20 protein-coding genes are annotated in these 21,389 nt (G+C 35.8%); 2 read left to right on the forward strand and 18 right to left on the reverse strand.

Annotation, left to right across the window (positions count from 1 at the left end):
- Positions 1 to 13: 13 nt before the first annotated feature.
- The 8 genes from FJR47_RS08290 to FJR47_RS08325 all read right to left on the reverse strand — a co-directional run bounded on the left by FJR47_RS08290 (position 14) and on the right by FJR47_RS08325 (position 6,658).
- Entirely contained in the window at positions 14 to 481 is a 468-nt protein-coding gene (locus FJR47_RS08290) for a DUF420 domain-containing protein (protein WP_152299971.1), read from the reverse strand.
- Positions 478 to 1,086 (reverse strand): DedA family protein, encoded by a 609-nt coding sequence (locus FJR47_RS08295; RefSeq protein WP_152299972.1) that lies wholly within the window; start codon positions 1,084 to 1,086, stop codon positions 478 to 480. The genes FJR47_RS08290 and FJR47_RS08295 overlap by 4 nt, the downstream gene beginning before the upstream one ends.
- Positions 1,079 to 2,101 carry an undecaprenyldiphospho-muramoylpentapeptide beta-N-acetylglucosaminyltransferase gene (murG, locus tag FJR47_RS08300; protein ID WP_152299973.1) on the reverse strand — a complete coding sequence of 341 codons (1,023 nt, stop codon included), beginning with the start codon at positions 2,099 to 2,101 and terminating at the stop codon, positions 1,079 to 1,081. Before murG ends, FJR47_RS08295 begins: the two co-directional genes overlap by 8 nt.
- A 21-nt stretch (positions 2,102 to 2,122) precedes the next feature.
- Positions 2,123 to 3,286 (reverse strand): FtsW/RodA/SpoVE family cell cycle protein, encoded by a 1,164-nt coding sequence (locus FJR47_RS08305; protein ID WP_152299974.1) that lies wholly within the window; start codon positions 3,284 to 3,286, stop codon positions 2,123 to 2,125.
- Between the two features lie 36 nt (positions 3,287 to 3,322).
- Entirely contained in the window at positions 3,323 to 4,180 is an 858-nt protein-coding gene (gene mqnP, locus FJR47_RS08310; RefSeq protein ID WP_152299975.1) for a menaquinone biosynthesis prenyltransferase MqnP, read from the reverse strand.
- 69 nt (positions 4,181 to 4,249) lie between these two features.
- On the reverse strand, positions 4,250 to 5,482 hold the full coding sequence (locus FJR47_RS08315; protein WP_152299976.1) for an ArsS family sensor histidine kinase: 1,233 nt from the start codon (positions 5,480 to 5,482) through the stop codon (positions 4,250 to 4,252).
- Positions 5,479 to 6,159 (reverse strand): response regulator transcription factor, encoded by a 681-nt coding sequence (locus tag FJR47_RS08320; protein ID WP_152299977.1) that lies wholly within the window; start codon positions 6,157 to 6,159, stop codon positions 5,479 to 5,481. The genes FJR47_RS08315 and FJR47_RS08320 overlap by 4 nt, the downstream gene beginning before the upstream one ends.
- 34 nt (positions 6,160 to 6,193) lie before the next feature.
- Positions 6,194 to 6,658, reverse strand: a complete 465-nt coding sequence (locus tag FJR47_RS08325; RefSeq protein WP_152299978.1) for a Spy/CpxP family protein refolding chaperone — start codon at positions 6,656 to 6,658, stop codon at positions 6,194 to 6,196.
- A gap of 124 nt (positions 6,659 to 6,782) precedes the next feature.
- Here FJR47_RS08325 and miaA point away from each other — a divergent pair, with 124 nt between their 5' ends.
- A complete protein-coding gene (gene miaA, locus FJR47_RS08330; protein WP_152299979.1) occupies positions 6,783 to 7,673 on the forward strand; it encodes a tRNA (adenosine(37)-N6)-dimethylallyltransferase MiaA in 891 nt (296 codons plus the stop codon).
- On the opposite strand, the gene FJR47_RS08335 is transcribed toward miaA, so the two are convergent.
- The gene (locus FJR47_RS08335) at positions 7,670 to 8,602 is read right to left on the reverse strand and encodes a diguanylate cyclase (protein WP_152299980.1); all 933 of its coding nucleotides are present in this window, start codon (positions 8,600 to 8,602) and stop codon (positions 7,670 to 7,672) included. The genes miaA and FJR47_RS08335 overlap by 4 nt on opposite strands.
- Positions 8,603 to 8,732: 130 nt before the next feature.
- Between FJR47_RS08335 and FJR47_RS08340 the strand changes: the two genes are divergently transcribed.
- On the forward strand, positions 8,733 to 8,999 hold the full coding sequence (locus FJR47_RS08340; protein WP_152299981.1) for a helix-turn-helix domain-containing protein: 267 nt from the start codon (positions 8,733 to 8,735) through the stop codon (positions 8,997 to 8,999).
- A 149-nt stretch (positions 9,000 to 9,148) separates the two neighbouring features.
- On the opposite strand, the gene nuoN is transcribed toward FJR47_RS08340, so the two are convergent.
- The 9 genes from nuoN to FJR47_RS08385 are packed head-to-tail and all read right to left on the reverse strand — an operon-like array spanning position 9,149 to position 21,383.
- Positions 9,149 to 10,657, reverse strand: coding sequence for an NADH-quinone oxidoreductase subunit NuoN (nuoN, locus tag FJR47_RS08345; protein ID WP_152299982.1), 1,509 nt, complete (start codon positions 10,655 to 10,657; stop codon positions 9,149 to 9,151).
- A complete protein-coding gene (locus tag FJR47_RS08350; protein WP_152299983.1) occupies positions 10,657 to 12,204 on the reverse strand; it encodes an NADH-quinone oxidoreductase subunit M in 1,548 nt (515 codons plus the stop codon). The genes nuoN and FJR47_RS08350 overlap by 1 nt, the downstream gene beginning before the upstream one ends.
- Before the next feature lie 3 nt (positions 12,205 to 12,207).
- Positions 12,208 to 14,130 (reverse strand): NADH-quinone oxidoreductase subunit L, encoded by a 1,923-nt coding sequence (gene nuoL / locus FJR47_RS08355; RefSeq protein WP_152299984.1) that lies wholly within the window; start codon positions 14,128 to 14,130, stop codon positions 12,208 to 12,210.
- Between the two features lie 3 nt (positions 14,131 to 14,133).
- Positions 14,134 to 14,442 carry an NADH-quinone oxidoreductase subunit NuoK gene (gene nuoK / locus FJR47_RS08360; RefSeq protein ID WP_011373432.1) on the reverse strand — a complete coding sequence of 103 codons (309 nt, stop codon included), beginning with the start codon at positions 14,440 to 14,442 and terminating at the stop codon, positions 14,134 to 14,136.
- Complete coding sequence (locus FJR47_RS08365) at positions 14,439 to 15,017, reverse strand: NADH-quinone oxidoreductase subunit J (protein WP_152299985.1); 579 nt, start codon at positions 15,015 to 15,017, stop codon at positions 14,439 to 14,441. Before FJR47_RS08365 ends, nuoK begins: the two co-directional genes overlap by 4 nt.
- Before the next feature lie 11 nt (positions 15,018 to 15,028).
- Positions 15,029 to 15,655, reverse strand: a complete 627-nt coding sequence (gene nuoI / locus FJR47_RS08370) for an NADH-quinone oxidoreductase subunit NuoI (protein ID WP_152299986.1) — start codon at positions 15,653 to 15,655, stop codon at positions 15,029 to 15,031.
- A gap of 9 nt (positions 15,656 to 15,664) precedes the next feature.
- A complete protein-coding gene (gene nuoH, locus FJR47_RS08375) occupies positions 15,665 to 16,651 on the reverse strand; it encodes an NADH-quinone oxidoreductase subunit NuoH (RefSeq protein WP_152299987.1) in 987 nt (328 codons plus the stop codon).
- A gap of 3 nt (positions 16,652 to 16,654) precedes the next feature.
- On the reverse strand, positions 16,655 to 19,141 hold the full coding sequence (locus tag FJR47_RS08380; protein WP_152299988.1) for an NADH-quinone oxidoreductase subunit G: 2,487 nt from the start codon (positions 19,139 to 19,141) through the stop codon (positions 16,655 to 16,657).
- The gene (locus FJR47_RS08385) at positions 19,134 to 21,383 is read right to left on the reverse strand and encodes a 2Fe-2S iron-sulfur cluster-binding protein (protein WP_152299989.1); all 2,250 of its coding nucleotides are present in this window, start codon (positions 21,381 to 21,383) and stop codon (positions 19,134 to 19,136) included. The genes FJR47_RS08380 and FJR47_RS08385 overlap by 8 nt, the downstream gene beginning before the upstream one ends.
- Positions 21,384 to 21,389: the final 6 nt, after the last annotated feature.

Here is a 21,389-nt window from a genome sequence, read left to right on the forward strand (position 1 = left end):
AACTCCTGTGTTTTTAATATACAAACATTAAAAAATAGACCCAAATCCCCGTTAATGAAGTAAGAAGTACCCCTACAAATGTTATCAAGCCCATTTTTCTATGCTTACCTAATTGTAACAGCTTTTTGGATCTAAAGATAGTTGTCCCCCAAAAGATAATTGTAATTATAGAAATAATAATATGAAAAACCAATACTATAAAAGCATAATCATAAGACACCCTACTATCTTTCATAAATGCATCAAAACCTCCACCGGCTCTTACTCCATATTCAAAATATGAAAGAACTATTACAGAAAAAGCAAATATAAAAATTTGAAGATATGCATGCGTTTTATAATGTCTATTTCTTGCAAAAGAGATTGTAGCAACTACAAGAAAAGGAAGAAGTGAAACAATCAATGTCACAAGATCCATAAAAAAAGGAGCCCGCGTTCCAAAAAAGCCTGCTTCAAACATATACCCTAAATTTACACTCATTTTTTAGCCTTCTTTCCTTTTTGATAATAAATATACCATGATACCAATAGAACTAAAACAATCAAAACAATTAGAGTTATCTGCTTTAAGTAGCTATCAATCAACTCTTGATTCTCACCGATAAAGTATCCAAGCATTACAAGGATTAACGCCCAAATACCGGCACCTAGTGCCGTATATATAGAAAAAACGGCTAAATTCATATGAGCAAGACCTGCAGGGATGGATATAAGCTGACGAATCCCAGGAACTAATCTTCCTATAAAAGTAGAAATATGCCCATGTTTAGCAAAATAGTTATCCATTTTCTCAAGAGCATTCTCTTTTATAAAAAAGTATTTTCCATATCTGCGAAGAATCTTTCTGCCAAGAATCAATGCCAAATAGTAGTTAATAAAAGCTCCAAGCATAGAACCGCCCAAAGCGCTTGCCATAATCATAGCAATACTCATATCACCCTTTGATGCCAAATAACCAGCAGGAATAAGAATTATCTCGCTGGGAAATGGTATAAATGAGCTCTCAACACCCATAAGTAAAAAAATTCCTACGTACCCCCATTCAAAAATCAAATCTACTAAATTTTGCGCAAGTTCTCTAACCATTTACTGCCTTATATGCATCTAATATCATCTTTTTTGCCACATCTGTGCTTGAGTGCTCTAAAAGTGCTCTGCTTTTACTCTGCAGATCCTCATCTAAAAGCTCTATGAGTTTCTCTTTTAGCTCTCTGCCTTCCCGCTCGCACCATCCCATACCGTTATCAACTATAAATTTGGCATTATAGTATTGATGATCAGAAGCTGCATACGGAAATGGAACAAAAAGTGCAGGAAGAGCGTTTGCACAAAGCTCCCAAAGCGTGCTTGCGCCTGAGCGGCTTACTGCCAAATCTGCTTTTGTCATAAGAAGAGGCATCTCTTTTGTAAATGCATAAAGTTCCACATCTACACCTAAATCTTCATACTCTTTTTTAACTCTCTCATAATCTCTCTCTCCGGCTTGATGGATAATTTTTATCCCTCTTTTTTGAAGCTCTTTTGCTGCACTTAAAGCCAGATCGTTGATCGCCTTTGCTCCTTGTGAACCGCCTAAAAAAATAACTGTTTTTATCTTCTCTCTTACTCTTTGTTTTTTAAAAAACTCCTCTTTTACAGGATAGCCTTTAATAGGTGATTTATCGTCATATGCCGAAATAAATCTTTTGCTAAATGGTTTTAAAATTGAGTTCAATCTTCCCTCAACAGCATTTTGTTCATGAATAAAAAGAGGTATAAATCTGCTAAGCGATGCAAATGATGCAGGAGCTGCAGAAAAACCGCCCACGCTGTATGTTGCCTGAATATTGTGTTTTTTAAGTATTTTTCTTGAAGCAAAAAAAGCGCGCAATATCAGCCAAAGCGCCTTTAGTTTAGCAAAACCTTTTTGATTTACCACGCCCGTAGTTTCTAAAAAGTAGACATGACTAAAGGTGCTGTGTGATTCAAAATATTTTCTATCCTGTCCGCTGGTAGAGCCTATAAAAACAGCCTCATGCCCCTCCTGCGCTGCAGCTTCAACCAATGCTTCGGCTATCATAAGATGTCCGCCTGTTCCGCCGCCCGTTATACAAAACTTCATCTATCTCTCCATCTGTACATTTTAGTCCATCTTTGCTTTTTTAGATGCCATAAGAACCATACCGATTCCAACAGAAGCGGCCAAAACAGAGGATCCTCCATAGCTTAAAAAGGGAACTGAGATTCCCTTGATAGGAGTAATCCCGCTGATACCATATGCGTTAACTAAAAATGCAAAAGAGAGTAAAAGACCGATTCCCAAACTAAAGAGATAAATTCTTGAATCTTTTGTTCTATTTGCAATCTTAAAAATTCTATAAAGCATCAATAAAAATATTATCGTAACAATCAAAACACCTACAAATCCAAACTCTTCGGCAAGTCCCGCTAAAACAAAATCGGTATGAACTTCGCTTAAAAAACCCAATTTAAATGTTCCGTTTGCTATTCCAGTACCAAACAGTCCTCCGTTGTGAATAGCATTTAGGGAGTGTCCTATCTGATACGGTTCAACCTCTGTAGGCACCCTAAGCTGTGCCGCTATAGATTCGGGAAAAATTTCCAAAACAGTATTTTGTGCAAAAGCCCACCATGATTTTATACGCATTATCCTATGCTCTGCGGTAAAGATAAAAAAGATAAAAAACATAAGTGCGCCGATCAAAAGTGTCAAAAAAAAGCGAAAACTGCTTCCGGCAAACATAAGCATAAAAAGAAGTGTAAGTCCAAGTACAACAACCTGCCCTAAATCATTTTGAACAAAAGCTATAATAAACATTGCTCCTATGAATACAATCCCGTATGGAGCAAATCGAATATACTCATCTTTTACTCCCATTCCATCATGATCTCTATATTTTCTTGAAAAACTCCATGCCAAAAAATAGACAAACCCTATCTTAAAAAATTCAACAGGAGCGAGCGAAAATCCAAAAACTTTTATCCATCTTTTTGCTCCTCCAACTGCAGATACAAAATACTCCGGTAAAAAAGGCATGGCTATCATTAAGACAGTTGAACCTATAAAAAGTGTAAAGCCGATAGGTGTTAATAGTTTATCTGGATTTCCCTGAGCCAAAAGCCAAATGACAAATATGCTGAAAATTCCAAAAATCGCCTGACGCAACGCAAAATGAAACTCATTTACCCCAAAAAGTATAGTTGTATATACAGACAAACTATATGTTAAAACAATACTCACGCCAATAAGTATTGATACTAAAGTAAAAAGTCTTCTATCTGCCATGTAGTCACTTTAATGAGCTTATTAATCTAAAGCTCATTATACTGCCTTGTCTAAAACAATTAAAATAAAAAAAACAATGCCAAGATAACCGTTTACAGTAAAAAAAGCACGATCTATCTTTGTAAAATCTTTTCGAACCAAAAAGTGTTCATATCCAAGCATTACAGCACTCAAAAGCACTGCCGTATATGCATATGTACCAAGCTCTGCAATCCAAACAAAGAGTGCCCAAAAAACTATGGTTAATAGATGAAAAAAGAGTGAGAGCAAAAGTGTTGTTTGTGAACCGTATTTTGAAGGAATCGAGTGAAGCCCTCTCTCTTTGTCAAAATCCATATCCTGCAAAGAGTAAAGCAGATCAAAGCCCGCAACCCAAAATATAACTCCCAAACTAAGCATAACAGACCAAGGCGTTATCTCAGCACTTACTGCCACAACACCTGCAATAGGGGCGAGGCCAAGCGATACGCCTAAAACAATATGCGCCAAAGAGGAGAATCTTTTAAAGTACGAGTAGCTTCCTAAAATAAATAAAATCGGAAAGCTAAGAGCAAATGCAAGCGGATTTATCATATATGCAACGCCGATAAAGACAAGAGCATTAACTGCGGTAAAAATTATAATGCTAAAAGGGTCAAGTCTTCCGTCAACATTCGGACGCGATGCAGTTCTGGGATTGAGTGCATCTATATCTCTGTCTGCAAATCTATTTAATCCCATTGCAAAATTTCTCGCACTTACAGCAGCAAATACACCTAATATCAACAGAGTAAACCCAAACCATCCATCAGCTGCTACAATCATTGCGATAAATATAAAAGGGAGCGAAAAAATGGAGTGCTCAAACATTACCAATTCATTAAAATCTTTGAGTTTAGAGATATATCGTTTCAAATTTAACCTTGAATTGTTTTTGTTTGATTCTACCCAAAGTTGATTTAAACTTTCGTAATAACAGATGAACTAAAGGGGCAATTCGATTATAAATTTGTTGATACCTTTTTCATGTTCATACTTTAAATTTAATGAGTGGGCATCAAGTATATGCTTTACTATATATAGTCCAAGCCCGAAACTTTGAGCCGGTTTTGAATTATCATCCTTAAAAAACGGTTCAAAATAGTTTTTTAACTCATAAGATAGTTTTTGTCCAACATTTTCAAAAACTAATCTATTTGCATCCATTTTAACCACAACCTTTTTATCTTTTGAGTATTTTATTCCGTTGTCAAGCAGATTTTTTAGAGCTATTGAAAATATATTAAAATCAACATATATCTTGATATTGTCAAACTCTTTTATCACCTCATCTTCACCGCACATTAAAAGATCCATAGCGTTATCTACAATATCTTCTAAAAAATACCATTTTTTTTCGAGCTCTTTTTTTGTTGAAATCAGCTCCTCAATAGATGCAAACTCATTTATCAAAGACTCCAGCCTGTAAAAAACTTTCTGCATGCTCTCGATATTTTCTTCTGTCTGGGGAAGCTGGGTTAAAAATTTTCCTTTTGTAATCGGCGTTTTTAACTCATGCATTATATTTCTGATAAATACATTTCTTGACTCTTTTAATTTTTTTAATTTTTTTGCTGACATATGAAACTCGTTTGCCAGCTGAGATATCTCATCTTTGTTTGACGTTAAGCAGTTTAAATCAAAATTTTCATTTCCAAACTCTTTGACGCCCTCTTTTAAAATTTTTAAAGGCTTTAATTTATTTATTATTGATAAATATAAAAAAATAAATATTAAAAAGATTGAAATATACGCAATAAAAATAGTATTTTCATCATCAGAGGATCTGCTGTTGTCTGTCAATATAATTTTCTCATTTGGTGTTTGTATAAACACAAAGGAGCTATCCTTTAATTCCAAATGCCGGATTTTAAATAATTTGTTTGATTTTACTTCTCTGCTCTTTATATTTTTAGTATTTAGTATGCTTTTTATCTCATCAAGATTTAAAACAATAGAAAAACCTAAACTTTGAATATACTCCTGCAGCTCATCAGAAAGGCCGCCATTTCTATACTGATGCATAAAAAATTTTGAAATCTCCATATCTCTTTTATGGTTAAAATACTTCTCTCTCTGCTTATTAAAATTATAATGCAGTGCGAAACTTGCACTTATAAGAATCAAAGAGATTAAAAAGATGACATTGATAGTAAAAAGGATAGAGTGTTTTTTCATTTTACTAACTTATAGCCGGAGCCTCTTATCGTTAAAAGGTATTTGGGATTTTTAGGATCTTGTTCAATTTTTGTTCTGATTCTATTAATAATTACCGCCAAAGTGCCGCTCTCCTCAGAGCTGTTTAATAAAGAGCAATTTTGTAAAATGTCGTATCTTGAGACAACAAAACCTTTTCGTTTGCACATCAAAGACATTATCTCATACTCAGCAGGAGTAAATTTAACAAACTCTCCATCTTTTGTAATCTCCTGTTTTTTCTCATCTAAAATAAATATCTCTTTTTTTGCCTCAGGCTTTAAAAGTTCCAGCTCTTTTGAGCATCTGCGAAGAATTGTTTTTATTCTTACTTCAAGCTCTCTCGGGTCATAAGGTTTTGGAAGATAGTCATCAGCTCCAAGCTCTAAAGCTATCACTTTGTCAGTTATATCGCTTCTTGCGCTTGATATGATGATGGGAATATTATGTTTTAAAAGCAGTTTTTTACATACTTCAAGCCCGTCCATGCCAGGAAGAGTCAAGTCTAAAATAATCAAATCATACGGATTCAACGCTATAGCGCTCAAAGCCAAAAAAGGGTCTTCGTAGTTTGTAATTTCTATATTATATTTTGCGAGATACTGAGTTAGGACATTCGCCAACTCAGCATCATCTTCAATCATTGCAATTTTTATCATAATCCATATCCATGTAGTAGTGGGTAATTTTACACTATTTACATGAATTTTTAGATTTACCGCCCATAGATGATTCCATTCTCATCGCCATTTTCTGATCAATCATTTTTCTTAACTCAGCTTTTTGAGCAGGTGTTAAAACCGCATACACGCTAGCAATCATTTGAGCTTTTCTCTCAATTTTTCCCTCTTGTTTCTCTTTTGAGAGTTTAATAAAAAGTTCTTTGTCAAAATTTGTGTCACTAAAAGCATTTGAGATTTTCGGCATGCTTTGCATATTTTCTATCATTATCGCTCTTATCTTATCTCTTTGTTCATCACTTAAATCAAGAGACATTATCTGCGCTATAAGAGGATTTTTATGGCTATTTTGTTTCATGTTGGATTGTTGTGATTTTGCGTAACTGCCTTTGCTTTTATCATAATTCATCTGAGCGGCTGCCAAAGAAGATGTCAGCAACACTGCCAAACCTAAACTCATTATAATTTTTTTGTTCATTGTGAACTCCTTTTGTTTTTTGTAGTAAAAGTATAGGGTAGTGTTATTAACAGTATTTTAATTTCATATTAACGATTTATTAACGATAGGCTATAATTTTATTTTAAAACAAGGCAAAAAAAGAATGACTCAACTAGCCATTATCGGACCGACAGCATCGGGAAAAAGTGATTTGGCGATAAAAATCGCAAAAAAAATCAACGCCTGTATCCTCTCCATAGATTCGCTCAGCATCTATAAAGAGATTGACATCGTTTCGGCAAAACCATCACCCAAAGAGCTTCAAGAGGTAAAACACTTTGGCATAAATCTTCTTAACCCCGATGAATATTTCAGCGTGGAAATTTTCATCAATCTCTACAAAGAGGTGCTTGAAGCATGTAAAAGTGATGCAAAAAATCTCATCATAGTCGGCGGAACATCCTTTTATCTAAAGTCTCTTATGAGCGGTCTCTCAGAGATTCCTAAAACAACAAAAAAAACAGTTCTACATGTAGAACAAAGGCTAAATAATCTTGAAGATTGTTATGATTTTTTATATAAAATTGATGAAGAGTATATGAGTAAGATAGCGCCAAACGACAGATACAGAATTGAGAAGGCACTCCTTATTTACGAGGCTTCAAAACTCACTCCAAGTGAATGGTTCAGACAAAATCCTCCAAAACCGATAATAGAGAATCTCCCTATTTACAATATTGATGTTTCAAGAGATATTCTGCGAGAGAGAATCACAAAACGCACCAAGAAGATGTATGAGAGCGGGCTTATCGATGAAGTGTGCCGCTTAGAGCAAAAATACACAAGACTTCCGCACTCCATGGGCTCCATAGGCATAGTCGAAGTTTTAGAGTATCTTGATGGCAAAGTAACGAAAGATGAGATGCTCCAAAACATCTCAATGCATACAGCCCAGCTTGCAAAAAGACAGCAGACATTCAACCGCACCCAGTTTGAAAATGTCACAAACGCGCCGCTTGAAAAGCTAGAAGAGATTATCTTATCTAAGATTTAAACTTCTTTAAGCGTTATTCTGTTTCTTCCCATATTTTTACTTTCATAGAGTGCCTTATCAGCCATTTTTAGAAGCTCTTCAGAAGAGTATATTCCACCTACGCTTACGCAAACCAAACCAAAACTCACTGTTACATACTTCGATATTTCAGATTTTTCATGTACTAAACGCAAACATTCAATATTTTCTTTTACCTTTTGCGTCAATCTTAGCATGTCATTTTTGGATATTAAACTTAAAACAAAGACAAATTCTTCTCCTCCATATCTAGCTACTATATCTATCTGCCTACTAAAATTCTGTTTCAAAATATCTGCAACGGCACGAATAACTTCATCCCCCATTTGATGCCCGTAAGTGTCGTTATATGCTTTAAAATAGTCTATATCGCAAATCCCGATAGCAAAATCAAGATGCCCTCTTACAGCTCTGCTAAACTCCTTTTCATAATTTTCATCAAAGTATCTTCTATTATAAAGCCCTGTAAGTCCGTCAGTTATTGCTCGCTTGTCAAGTTCTCTATTTCTTTTATTCAATTTATCTAAAATCTCTACCTCTTTCGTAATATCCTTAAAGACAACTACAACACCATTGTCATTAAATGGCGCCACATTAAGGCTAACTGGAAACAACTTACCGCTCTTTGTTATAAAACACTCTTGAGAAACTCTTTTTTTCCCATCTTTAAGAGTACTATAAATGGGACACTCACCTTCTAAATACCTACTTTTGTCAAATTTGCTATAGTGAAAAATATCATGTTGTTGTTTATATAAAATTTCTTCTTTATTGAACTCTAGCATCTCTAAAGCACTTTGATTGATAAAAAAACATACCCCGTTTTTATCAACCCCATATACACCCTCACCAATAGCCTCTAACATTAAAGTATTTCGAACTAATATTTCATTTATTTTGACTTGCTTCATCCTTTCACCTTTAATCAAATAGGAATTTATATATTTGCTATATATAGTAATGCCTTATACAGTATTGTTATATATCATTATATATTGCTAAACTTAAAATGAAAATAAATAATTTTAAAAGTGATATTAAATGAAAAGTTTATCTGTAGTAAGTGAAGAAGATTTAAATAAATTTTACCAAACTATATCTAATAATGTTCAAAGAATAAGGCAGGAAAAAAATAAACCTCAGTTAGATTTGGTACTAGAAATGGGTTTAAAATCAACTTCATTTTATAGTAAATGCGAAAATGCAAAAGACAATCATCATTTTAATTTGGAGCATATATATAAAATAGCGGTTGCACTAAATGTTGATATTTTAGAATTTTTTAAAGGAGTGCATACAACTACATGATACTTTAGCTATCTCTTCTCCTTTATAAACAATTAAAACTTATGATTTTCATGTTATTAACTTCGTATTGTTAGAAGATTTTGATTTGCACCTTGAAGAGAAAAGATTCTCAAGGGCAAATATATATTAAAATAAAAATACGGATATATTTAGTATCCGCTGTTATATACAAAAACTGTAATAAAGTCTAACAATTGATTAATTGATAAAAAAGCAAAAATTGTTCCTATTGCAGCAATGCCGATAATTGTTTTTAGAGGAAGTGTAGCATTTGCGCTATAAACATGACCGTTGCTTCCGACTACAGGCTCTTTCATAAACATATAGACGATAAGTTTCAGATAGTAATATCCAGCTATTGCGGAGTTTAAAGCCATAATAAGAGCTAAAACAGTATATCCGCCAGTAACTGCAGAACTTATCAGGTACATTTTACCCCAAAAAAGAGCAAACGGAGGAATACCTGCCAAACTTAACATAAACAGAGCCATAATTGAAGCTGCAACAGGAGAAGTTTTTATCATTCCTGCAAATTTATCATAACTATGATCTGATTGCTGATGTGCAGGAAGATTTTTCTGTCTGCTTATCCAAAGCATAGAGAATGACCCTAGATTGGTAAAACTAAAAAGTATCCAGTATAAAAAGAGTGCGCTGTTTGACTGTGTTGTACCTATCAAAATTGCAGCCATTACAAAACCTGCATGCGAGATTGAGCTGTATGCCAGCATTCTTTTTACATCTGTTTGTACTAAAGCCCAAACATTTGCCATAGTCATAGTAACAATTACACCGATATACAAAATCATTTCCAACCAGATAACACCGCTATGAATTAAGAACTCGAAAATTCTCATTGCAACTACAAATGCGGCAATTTTTGGAATAATAGACATATAACCTGCTAATGCCGCCGATGAACCCTCATAAACATCCGGTGTCCAAGTATGAAATGGAACCATAGAGAGTTTAAAACCAAATGAAGCTAGAAAAAATACAACACCGACAAGCACAAAACCTATGTCTGCATAGTTATTGGCTGTAAGTACAGCCGCGATTTGGTTAATCTCAACCGAACCAGTAAGCGCATAAAATATCATGGAGCCGAAGCTGTAAAAACCTGCAGCCAATGCACCCATTGTAAAGTATTTTACAGCAGCTTCAAACGACTTGTCACGGTTATGCATAGCAATAAGCGTATATAGCGCCAGCGAAGCGGTCTCAAGCCCTACAAAGATAAGGATAAGATTGTCCGTTGCAACCATAAACTGAAAGCCTGCAATCATAAATAAGAAAAGTGCAAAAAATTCAGGGTATGAGAATTCATGGAATCTTTTATGTGTAAGTGCAAGCGGAATAAAAAGTATAGATGCACCGACAATTATAAATTGAGATAAGATAGCCAAACCGTCTATAAGCATTACATCAAAAACACCCATAACCGTTCCGTTTTCTTCAAAAATACCCGCAGAATCGATTAACGCTACAAAGTCCACCCCTAAAATAAGAAGACTTATCATAACATACAGAGACTTATGTTGATCACTTTTAAACAGATCAATAACTAAAACTAATAAAGCTCCAATAATTGGAATTAACATTGGCACGAGAGTCGTTAAGTTTAGCGACTCAATTGAAACATCTATAGGTGATAACATTAGTGTGCCTCCTCTTCTGAACTGATTTTTGTATCTTTAACAATATTAGGAATTCTATTTTTTGCCTCTTGCGTTAACGCTTTTTCATGCATTAATTCAACAACAGACTCTACACTTGTATTGATTGGCCCTAAAACCGGCTTAGGATAAACTCCCAGCCAAACAGTTATAATTGCCAAAGGAATCAAAGCAATAAGTTCTCTTTTGTTTATATCTGGTAAATTTTTATTTTCATCTTTTGTAACTTCACCAAAAAACATCTTTTTATACGCTGCCAACATATAGATAGCACCGACAATAATAGCTGTTCCTGCAAGAAGAGTTAAAATATGAGACTGTTTGTAAAAACCAAGAAGACTTAAAAATTCACCTACAAAGTTTATAGTTAAAGGAAGTCCGACAGAAGCCATCAGCATAAGACCGAATATTGTCGCATATCTAGGCATAACATTTGCCAATCCGCCAAATTCACTCATAAGTTTTGTATGTCTTCTATCATAAATAACACCAACCAAGAAGAATAGTGCACCTGAAACAACACCGTGAGCTATCATTAAAAAGATTGAACCTGAAATACCCTCAACATTAAGAGCAAATGTTCCTAAAATAATAACACCCATATGTGAAACGGAAGAGTAAGCAACAACCTGTTTAATATCTTTTTGCGCATACGCCACCATAGCAGTATAAACAATCATAATAATTGCCAAAACAGCTATCGGGAACATAAAGTAAACCGAAGCATCCGGAAATAATGGAAGAGAAAAGCGGATAAATGCATATGTACCCATTTTTAAAAGTATTGCCGCTAGTATCACAGAACCGATAGTCGGTGCTTGACCGTGCGCATAAGGCAGCCAAGTATGAAATGGAAACATAGGAACCTTGATAGCAAAACCAAAAAAGAATGCCACAAATAACCAGATTTGAAATGATTCAGGAAGAATCAGACGATACCAATCAAGAATCGCAAAACTCCACTGACCTGTCGCCTGATAGTAAAAGTACGCCATAAAGAGCATACCCACAAGCATAACAAGTGAACCTGTAAATGTGTACAAAAAGAATTTTACTGATGCGTAAATTCTAAGCGGCCCGCCCCATGCTCCGATAATATAAAGCATAGGTACAAGAGAAAGTTCCCAAAAAAGATAAAACACAATTGCATCTAAAGCTGCAAATACACCAACCATTGTCATTTGCAAGAACAAAAGGGTAATAATCATATTTTTTACATCTTTAGTATCAGTAAGCGAAGCAATCCCGATCATTGTAAAAAATGCCGCTAAAATGATAATAAAGAGTGAAATTCCATCAACACCAACGATATAGTTGATACCAAATGTCGGAACAAGAGCAATATGCTCCATAAACTGCATCCCCGATATATTTGAGTCAAATGCAAACCAAAGCAATAAAGCCAATGCAAATTCAATTGTAGCAACTGCAGTACCATATGCACGCATACTCTCTTTGTTAACTGCAAATCCAAACATGGCTGCTAGTGCCGGGAAGAAAATTAAAATCGATAAGATATGATCCAACATCTATTAAACTCCTAAACCTGAAAGAAATACTTTGATCTCTTCAGAATATTTAGCCGCAAGTCCAAAAACTACAGCTAGTGACAACAGGGCAACAGTTCCTGCTACCATCCACTTAAGCATCGTTGATAGATTACCACTTTGCATAACTCTTGTTTTCTCACCTGTTTGATAAAATACATTTGCAATTCCATCAACACTTGCATCAACAATTTTTTGATCAACTTTTGTCCAAAATACATCTGAAAGTTCTCTATATCCTTTAATTATATAGTTTTCATAAAAGTATGGAATATAGTACTGATTTATAAGTAGTTTATAGATAAAACTATTCTCCATTTTAGATGTTCCATCAGGCACTTTGATATCTCTGTTTGTATATTTATTGTATGCATAAAGAATCGCCACAATAACTAAAAGTTGAGTTCCTATTGTCATAATCCAATATGTCGCTGCTGAGTGAACATGGTACTCTGTCGCAGGTAAAAGCTGTGTAACCATCTCAAAATAAGTCATTTTAAAAGCACCTGCTATCATTGCTAAAAGTAAAAGTGGACTCATAGCAACAAGCATAAATTTATATGCTTCATGCGGATGAATGCCAAAGAGTTTGTATCTCTCTTCGCCGTGAAAGATAAGCGCAACAAGTCTAAATGAGTAAAATGCCGTTAAACCTGCCGTAAACAGCAATACAGTATAGATAATATAGTGATGATCAACAAATGCAACCTCTAAGATAAGATCTTTAGAGAAAAATCCTGCAAATGGAAAAATTCCCGCAAGTGCAACTGAAGCAATTGTCATCATAACAAATGTACCTTTCATTACCTTGCCAAGTCCCCCCATTTTAAAAGGGTCAAGTTCATCATGCATCGCATGCATAACATTTCCTGCACCCAAGAATAAAAGTGCTTTAAAAAATGCGTGAGCCATAAGATGAAAAAGTGCGACCCAGTAAGCTCCCAAACCTGCAGCTGCAAACATGTAGCCGAGTTGTGAAAGTGTTGAGTAAGCGATAATTCTTTTCATATCACGGTTTACAAGAGCCATTGATGCGGCAAAAAGCGCAACAAATGCCCCTAAAGATGCGATAAACAATCCAACATTTGGAATCAAATCATAAAGCGGATTTGCACGAATAACCAAGTATACACCTGCTGTAACCATTGTTGCCGCGTGGATAAGAGCAGAAACCGGAGTTGGTCCCTCCATCGCATCAGCAAGCCAAGTATGAAGCGGGAACTGAGCCGATTTACCCATAGCACCAATAAATAAGAATATACCCATCCATGTCAATATTTCTGTTTCCAACCCTTGCATTGCTGCAAAAGCACCTTCATACTGAAGTGTGCCAGTATTCCAGTAAATCAAAAAGATACCGATAAGCATTCCAAGGTCTGCAATACGGTTCATAATAAAAGCTTCATTAGCTGCCCATGAAGCACTCTCTTTTTGATACCAAAAACCGATTAACAACCATGAACAAAGACCAACGCCTTCCCATCCGATAAATAGACCTGCAAAGTTATCACTCATTACTAAAATCAACATAGAAAAAACAAAAGCTGAGAGATAAGAGAAAAATCTATTAAACCCTTTATCGTGATCCATATAACCGATAGCATAAACATGAACAACAGTTGAAACTAAAGTTACAACTATCATCATAGTAACACTTACCTGATCTACAACAAAACCAAATGGTATATAAAGATCCCCTGTCGCCATCCATGTCATCATCTCTACATGAAGAGTCAATCCCGTACCAAGTACGAAAAAGAGAAGGATAAGACTACTTAAAAGCGAAACGCCCAGCAAAATACTTGGAACAATGCCCGCTATTTTTGTTTTTGGCGATGCACCAAAAAGTGCTGCAAACAAAGAACCAACTAAAGGTGAAAAAAGTGCAGTATATAAAAACAGTTCCATCTTTTATCCTCTCATCGTTGACATGTTGTCAAGATCTATATTGTTATGTTTTTTATGCCAAACAATCAAAAGACCAAGTCCTACGGCAACTTCCGATGCAGCAATCGCTATAACAAAAAATGCAAACATCTGCCCTGTTAAATCACCGTAATAGTGTGAAATGGCTGCAAAAGAGATATTAACCGAATTTAATAGTATCTCTGTTGCAAAAAAGAGCATTAATAAATTTTTTCTTCTCATAACACCCACCAAACCTATAGCAAAAAGGATGGTTGAGAGCACAAGATAGTGATTTAATCCAATTTCCATCATGAGATCACCTTTTTATTTTTATCTTCTTCTCTCATCATTAAAATTTCTTGTTCATTCATAAGAGTAAGAGATAGATCCATTTTCTTTCCTGCAAGTACTATTCCTGCAACCATAGCAACAAGAAGCATTACAGCTGCAACTTCAAATGGAACAAGATACTTTGTAAAAAGCACCATACCGACTTCTTGAACATTTCCTGCACCTTCTGTTACAGGATATAGTGCCTCTATATTATTACCGACAATAGGAGCAGCAACAATAATAACAACTAAAACAGCACTTATAATACTTAATCCAAAAATAATCGCTTTATTCCCCTGTTTCTCTTTTACCTCTCTTGTTGTATCAAAAAACATCATACCAAAAGCGTAAAGAGCCATTACAGCACCGGAATAAACGACGATTTGAACCGCGCCTAAAAACTCAGCACCGAGAATAAAGAAAAATGCTGATATGAAAATCATTCCTGCTGCTAATGCGCTAAGAGCATACAACGCTTGTGATGTCGTTACTGCTATATAAAACATTGCTATTGTCAAAAAAGCAAACAAATAAAAAGCTATCGCTTCAAACATAACCAAACTCCTTAATATGCTAGAGGTGTTTTTTTAACACGCTCATCTTCATGTGGTGTAATTGCACCAAAGCCTTCAAATTCAACCTGTTTTCCGGCTTTCATTTGATCAAGCGGCGTCAACATATCTTGATACATTGTAAAATGCTCTCTTTGATCACTTGCATTTTCATACTCGCCGCCATGTGTAATCGCAAGCTCCGGGCAAACTTCTGCACAGTAACCACAAAAAATACAACGGCCTAGATTAATGCTGTATTCAGTCACCTCTTTACGGGAATTTTCATCAAGTTTTGTGTCGATTCTGATGCAGTTAGAGATACAAATCTTTTCACAAAGACCACATCCTATACATCTCTCAGTATCTGATTCCCAAAGTCTCTTCATCTGATGCACGGCACGATACCGTGGACCAATAGGCATCTTTTCTAAAGGATACTTTACAGTGTGAGTATTAAATTTAATCATTTCACGCAATACAACGCCAAGACCGACAAAAAGTTCGCCTCTTAAAGTTCTTTTTACTACTCTTTTAAATTTTGCCCAACCGTCGGTCGGATAATCCTCAATATCTACTAGATAGTAGTCACCTGTAACATTTCTATCGTTAAACTGTTCATTAAAATGTTCGTTATTCATACCCACCCCTTACATCATAACTATACCAGTGATTACAATATTAATCACTGCTATCGGCATTAAAACTTTCCAGCACAGCCACATAAGCTGATCTGGTCTTATATCTGGCCAAGCTGCTCTTGTCCACAAGAAAAAGAAGAAGAAGAATGCAACTTTAAGAAGTAAACCTATTGCGCCTAAAAAGCTTCCATCTCCATATCCGCCCAAGAAGATAAGAGCCATAACAAAAGAGATAAAGAACATATTTGCATACTCACCGATAAAGAAAAGTCCCCATCTCATACCTGAGTACTCCGTTCCAAATCCGTCAATGATCTCGTGATCGTTTGCTATTAAGTGAAACGGCGTTCTTCCCGTCTCAGCAAAAGCAGCTATCCAAAAGAGTATAAAAGCAACGGGTTGAGACCATACAATCCAATCTGTAATACCTCCTGCTTGATACTCATTGAAATCAATCAACGATAAAGAACCGACCATCATAATAGGAGCTAAAATCGATAAGCCGGTAATTACCTCGTAAGAGATAAATATAGCAGCACCCCTTGCAGCGGATATAAGCGAAAACTTATTCGCAGAAGCCATACCCCCAAGAAGAGGACCATATAGACCAACTCCCATAATCCCAAGAATATATAAAATACCGATATTGATATCAGCTACTATCGGATGAACTTCATATCCAAAAATAGTAAAAGATGGTAAAAACGGAATTGCTGCTGCTGCCATAAACGCAGTTGCTGCCGTAATTACAGGTGCAATTTTAAATATTCTGCCAACTACATTTGTAGGAACAATATCCTCTTTTGTAAAGAGTTTAATCCCATCTGCCGCAACTTGTAAAAGTCCAAAAGGACCAACATTCACAGGTCCAAGACGACGCTGCATAAATGCAAGAACTTTTCTTTCAAAATAGGTTCCAATCCCCGCTAAAGCAGAAAATACAAGTAAAATTACAACGATTTTAATAATCGATTCAATAAAATATGCTGTTTCCATATATTACACCCTTTCTATCGAAGCTGTTGCAAAGCGGTATGAGCTAAACAATGCCTCTGAATTTAATTTAGGATCAAATGTCGGCAGAATTACTATATCTCCGCTGATCTTATTGTCACTTACGATATTAGCTACAAGTTCACCGTTTTGACTCTTCACTCTTACGCTCTCCCCTTCATTGAAATCAGATTTGCTTAAAAACTCTTCACTCATATAAACACCGCTTACCTCATCAAGGTTTGCGGTTTTATATGTAAACGGTGTGAATTGTCTTACTGGATTTGCCATATAGATTAAACTGCCCTCTAGTTTTTCATCACCAAATGCAGCAACTGCCTCATCACCGCTTGTAACAGTTGAAATATTTTCTAACAAATATCCGCGATGCTCAGTACCGTCATTATCATAGTGATTTGGAAGATTATCAAACTCTTGTGCTTTAAATCCTTTGTCTTCAGGAAGCATCTTAGTATATTCAATCACATGCTCTGCATTAAGCCCGAGTTCATTCGCAATGTCATTTAACTCATAACCGTTATAACCGATTGCTGCATTTGTAGGGTTGACTCTTTTATTGATGCTTGTAAGCGTTCCCTCTTGCTGATTTATTGCCGGCATATCAAGATCACCATCACCAAGAGCAGATAGCGTAAAATCTCCCTTAGTATTGTAACCAATTGCGTATGAGCCGACTTCATCATCAAGCTCACAGATTAAAGAGACACCAAGCGTATTTGTCAAATTCGGTATCATCACAAGCTCAAATGCACTGTATTTTTCAATAAGAGCTAAAAGGCGGGCAAGATTTTTTGAGTTTGGATGAGTATAGAGATCCGGTCCTGCAATTAAAACAAAACTATCTTTTTTAGCAAGATTTTTCTCTAAAGTCTCCATAAATTTATCGTCCGCACCTAAAATCTCTAAAAGGCGATTATCATCAACTTCTACCTCTTTAGAAACTTTTTTAGGAACCATCTTTTTCTTCTCTTCTTCTACCTCTTCCTCTTCGCCTGTCTCTTCATTCTTTTTCATAACTTTAACAATTTCGGTAATCTCTTCTTTGATTATCTCTTCAACCGTTATAGTTTTTGTAGAGTGAAATGATGCCAGATAAGAGACTATATCTGAGGGAAGTTTCTCTTTATCTGCAAAAAGATCAAGAATCAGATAAAGAACAGCTTCTTCTTGCAGCGGTGCATGATACATAGTCATGATGCTTTTTCCAAGCCCCTCTATTACAGGATCTTTTAGAGGATGAAAATAAAGACCTGCACCTTTGTTTACTGTCATGGAGTTGTTAAGCGCATATCTTGCGTTTGGATTATCACTTTTTAATGCAGCCCCTACAGAGATAACAAAGTTAGCGTTGTGAGTAGCTTCAAGGTCATAACCATATAATTTTGTTCCGCTGATTTCGCTATAGTTGTTTAAAAATGTTTGGAAAGCTTTTGCTTCACTGTTTACAAGCTTGTAACCGAACTTCTCTTTTAGTTTTTGTAAAAGATATGCCTCTTCATTTGTTATAGTAGATGTAAATTTAATAGTATCGGCTTTTTTAAACGCTTCTATCGCATTGGCAAATGCTTTCTCATCTTTTGCTTCAACTCTGTTTTGATAATCAAATCCGTATCTTCCCGCACCGCAAAGTGAAACATAGTTCCACTCATTCATAACACGGTAAATTTTTTCATCTGTATTGTCAATGCTTGTATGTTTTACATCATAGCTTATTTGACATCCTGCAGAGCAGTGTCCGCATGTAGCAGGAATTTGCTTAAGTTCCCATGCATTTGAAGTATAGATAAAGTGTGTATCAACAAGTGCTCCAACAGGACAAACAGCAGCACACTCGCCACAGCTCGTACAATCAAGCATCTCTTCACCGCTTGTTAAACCGATAAGAGATTTGTTAAGTTTGTTCCACATAGCATACGCATCTTTTGGCATACTCTCTTTATACTCTGCTTCAAGTGCATCAGCACCACGCGGAACTGTTTTAAGTGCATTGTCGCCAATCATATCTTTACATGCAGTAACACATCTCTCACAAACGATACATAGACCCGGGTTGTAGTGAATATGCCCCCAGTCTTTATCTTTTCTATTGACATCTTTAACCGCATAATGCTGTGAGTCTACACCCATTTCCAATGTATAGTTTTGAAGCTCACACTCTCCAGACTGATCACAAACACCACATTGAAGCGGATGGTTTACATCATAAACCTCCATAATCGCACGGCGCTCTTTTACAATATTTTCAGTCATTGTGGCAATATTCATGCCTTCTTTGGATTTTGCGTTACATGCATATACCTGCTTGCCGTCGGCTTCAACCAGACATAAACGACACGCCAGTGTCGGACTGCATCTTGTTAAATAACAAATTGCCGGTATAAAGATATCATTTGCACGGGCAGCATTAAGTATGTACTCGCCCTCTTGCGTCTGAATCTCTTTTCCATCAATATTTATAGTAATTTTACTCATTACTTACTCTCACTATTTTGGATTTTTCAAATCTATATCTGCTGGCATCTACATCTATATCAAATGCAGGATTAAGCGCTATAGTTCCTTTAAGTTCATTATCTAACTTAAACTCTCTTTGGATTTTGGTTGACCCAAAACTAATCTCAACCAGATCACCATCTGAAATTTTTGCGGCTACACTAAATTGAGCAGAACCTCTTAAAAAATTCTCTTTAGGAAGCTGTTTGGTTCTGTTTGTATAGTTGTTAAACTGAAGTACAGGATCACAGTGATAAACAATAGTTCCGTTAAACTCAGGCAGATCATCAGGTTCTTCAATACGACCATTTACTTCACAGATAACTTCATCAAGCAGATAGCCCCGGCTGTCTTCACCCATAGGCGATAAAAAATTCTCTAAATCATCAAAGTCTATCTCTTTGAATCCGGAATTTTTATTTAGCTCTTTTGTATAATCAACTGTATTGTTTTTATAAATTTCAAAAACCTGTGCAATATCATTTAAAGAATATCCTTCAAAATTAAGTGCCACATTGGTTGGAAGTACTCTATTATCAATATTTACAACAGTTCCTTCTTGCTGATTGAGCGCTGGAATATCCAGATCTCCATCACCTAATGAAGAGATAATAAAATCACCTTTGGCATTATACCCGACTACATTTGAAATATTTTCATCAACATCAAGCGAATTAATAAGCGAAACTCCTAGAGTATTAACTTCGCGAGGTATAACAATCAAAGAGAAGTCGCTATATTTTTCTATAAGTGCCGCCAATTTTGCTATGTTTTTAGAACGCTCATGTGCTATTAGATCATTGCCTAATATAAGAGTTCTTTTTTTTGCTCTTGCGAAAGATTGCATCATAAAAGAGAGCTCTTCTTCGCCGATATTTGTCTCAGCATACAGATAACCCAAATCCAAATCATCAAAAAACGCTCTTTCATCATTATCCAAATCGGAATCTTTTAAAATTGCATACGCCAAAAGCGCCATAACGCCCTCTTCTGTTCCTACTTCATACTTCATAAACTGAGTAGTTACATTTTGCATTAAAACATCTTCCATAGGGTGCGCATAAAGAATTTTTGCACCATTATGTTTTGAAGCTGTAGTTAGTGCATATCTTACACCTGGATTATCCGTTGCTATTCTGCTCCCGATAATTATTGCGGCATCTGATTGCTTTATTGCATCAAGTGTAGCGCTGTGGTGAAGTTTTCCGCTTATAGTACTGTAAGCTCTCATAAACTCTGCAAATTTTCTTGCATCTTCATTGAATAGCTTGATTCCCAGCTTCTCTCTTAAAAGTTCCAGAATATGCGCTTCTTCATTTGTAATCATAGAAGAGAAGCGAATCGCTTTTGCATTTTTCAAAGCTTCTATTGCTCTGTTAAATGCGGTTTCATCTCTTTTTGCTTTGTTGTCAAAATCAAAACCAAATCGTCCCGCACCGCACAAAGAGGCAAATTCAAAGTTGTTTTTCACTCTGTAGATTTCATCTGAACCATTAACTCCGCTGTGTCTTGTCTCATACTCAAGCGGACATCCGGCAGAGCAGTGAGCACATGTGGCAGGAACACGATTTAGCTCCCACGCATTTGCTCTGTATTTAAAGTTGCTGCTTGTAAGAGCGCCTACAGGACAAACTGCAATACACTCACCGCAGAATGTACAATCCAAAGTATCACTGTTTTTTGGGATAATAGTTGAGCTGTACCCGCCGAATTTTACCTCTATGGCATCATCTCCAATTACTTCATTACATACATGCACACACTTTTCGCATAATATACAAAGTGAAGGTTCATAATCAATAAGTCCCCAATGCTGTAAAGGACGAAGCTGATCACGAGCTGAAAAATCTTGTCGTTCTACATTAAATTCTAATGTTTTATTTTGAAGATCACATTCGCCTGATTTATCACAAACACCACACTCTAGAGGATGATTTACATCATATAGTTTCATAATGTTTGTTCTCTCATTTTCAAGAGCATCATTATGTGTAGTAATCTCTATTCCCTCAGTTGGAGGCGTATTACAGCTTAAAATAAAGCCTTCAACACCTTTGGCTTCGACCACACACATACGACATGATGCACAAGGAGTCGTTTTAGAGATATAACACATTGTCGGAATATATATGCCGTTTTTGCGAGCTACGGTTAAAATAGTCTCGCCTTTTTGTGCCTCTACTTGGATGCCGTCAATTTTAAAATTTATCAATTTATTCATATCTCC

The organism is Sulfurimonas xiamenensis (genome assembly GCF_009258045.1).
Classification (GTDB): domain Bacteria; phylum Campylobacterota; class Campylobacteria; order Campylobacterales; family Sulfurimonadaceae; genus Sulfurimonas; species Sulfurimonas xiamenensis.

Bases quoted from the DNA above. Each gene is read 5' to 3' on its own strand.
- FJR47_RS08290 (WP_152299971.1), bottom strand. From the start codon at position 481: ATGAGTGTAAATTTAGGGTATATGTTTGAAGCAGGCTTTTTTGGAACG.
- FJR47_RS08295 (WP_152299972.1), bottom strand. From the start codon at position 1,086: ATGGTTAGAGAACTTGCGCAAAATTTAGTAGATTTGATTTTTGAATGG.
- murG (WP_152299973.1), bottom strand. From the start codon at position 2,101: ATGAAGTTTTGTATAACGGGCGGCGGAACAGGCGGACATCTTATGATA.
- FJR47_RS08305 (WP_152299974.1), bottom strand. From the start codon at position 3,286: ATGGCAGATAGAAGACTTTTTACTTTAGTATCAATACTTATTGGCGTG.
- FJR47_RS08315 (WP_152299976.1), bottom strand. From the start codon at position 5,482: ATGAAAAAACACTCTATCCTTTTTACTATCAATGTCATCTTTTTAATC.
- FJR47_RS08320 (WP_152299977.1), bottom strand. From the start codon at position 6,159: ATGATAAAAATTGCAATGATTGAAGATGATGCTGAGTTGGCGAATGTC.
- FJR47_RS08325 (WP_152299978.1), bottom strand. From the start codon at position 6,658: ATGAACAAAAAAATTATAATGAGTTTAGGTTTGGCAGTGTTGCTGACA.
- miaA (WP_152299979.1), top strand. From the start codon at position 6,783: ATGACTCAACTAGCCATTATCGGACCGACAGCATCGGGAAAAAGTGAT.
- FJR47_RS08335 (WP_152299980.1), bottom strand. From the start codon at position 8,602: ATGAAGCAAGTCAAAATAAATGAAATATTAGTTCGAAATACTTTAATG.
- FJR47_RS08340 (WP_152299981.1), top strand. From the start codon at position 8,733: ATGAAAAGTTTATCTGTAGTAAGTGAAGAAGATTTAAATAAATTTTAC.
- nuoN (WP_152299982.1), bottom strand. From the start codon at position 10,657: ATGTTATCACCTATAGATGTTTCAATTGAGTCGCTAAACTTAACGACT.
- FJR47_RS08350 (WP_152299983.1), bottom strand. From the start codon at position 12,204: ATGTTGGATCATATCTTATCGATTTTAATTTTCTTCCCGGCACTAGCA.
- nuoL (WP_152299984.1), bottom strand. From the start codon at position 14,130: ATGGAACTGTTTTTATATACTGCACTTTTTTCACCTTTAGTTGGTTCT.
- nuoK (WP_011373432.1), bottom strand. From the start codon at position 14,442: ATGATGGAAATTGGATTAAATCACTATCTTGTGCTCTCAACCATCCTT.
- FJR47_RS08365 (WP_152299985.1), bottom strand. From the start codon at position 15,017: ATGTTTGAAGCGATAGCTTTTTATTTGTTTGCTTTTTTGACAATAGCA.
- nuoI (WP_152299986.1), bottom strand. From the start codon at position 15,655: ATGAATAACGAACATTTTAATGAACAGTTTAACGATAGAAATGTTACA.
- nuoH (WP_152299987.1), bottom strand. From the start codon at position 16,651: ATGGAAACAGCATATTTTATTGAATCGATTATTAAAATCGTTGTAATT.
- FJR47_RS08380 (WP_152299988.1), bottom strand. From the start codon at position 19,141: ATGAGTAAAATTACTATAAATATTGATGGAAAAGAGATTCAGACGCAA.
- FJR47_RS08385 (WP_152299989.1), bottom strand. From the start codon at position 21,383: ATGAATAAATTGATAAATTTTAAAATTGACGGCATCCAAGTAGAGGCA.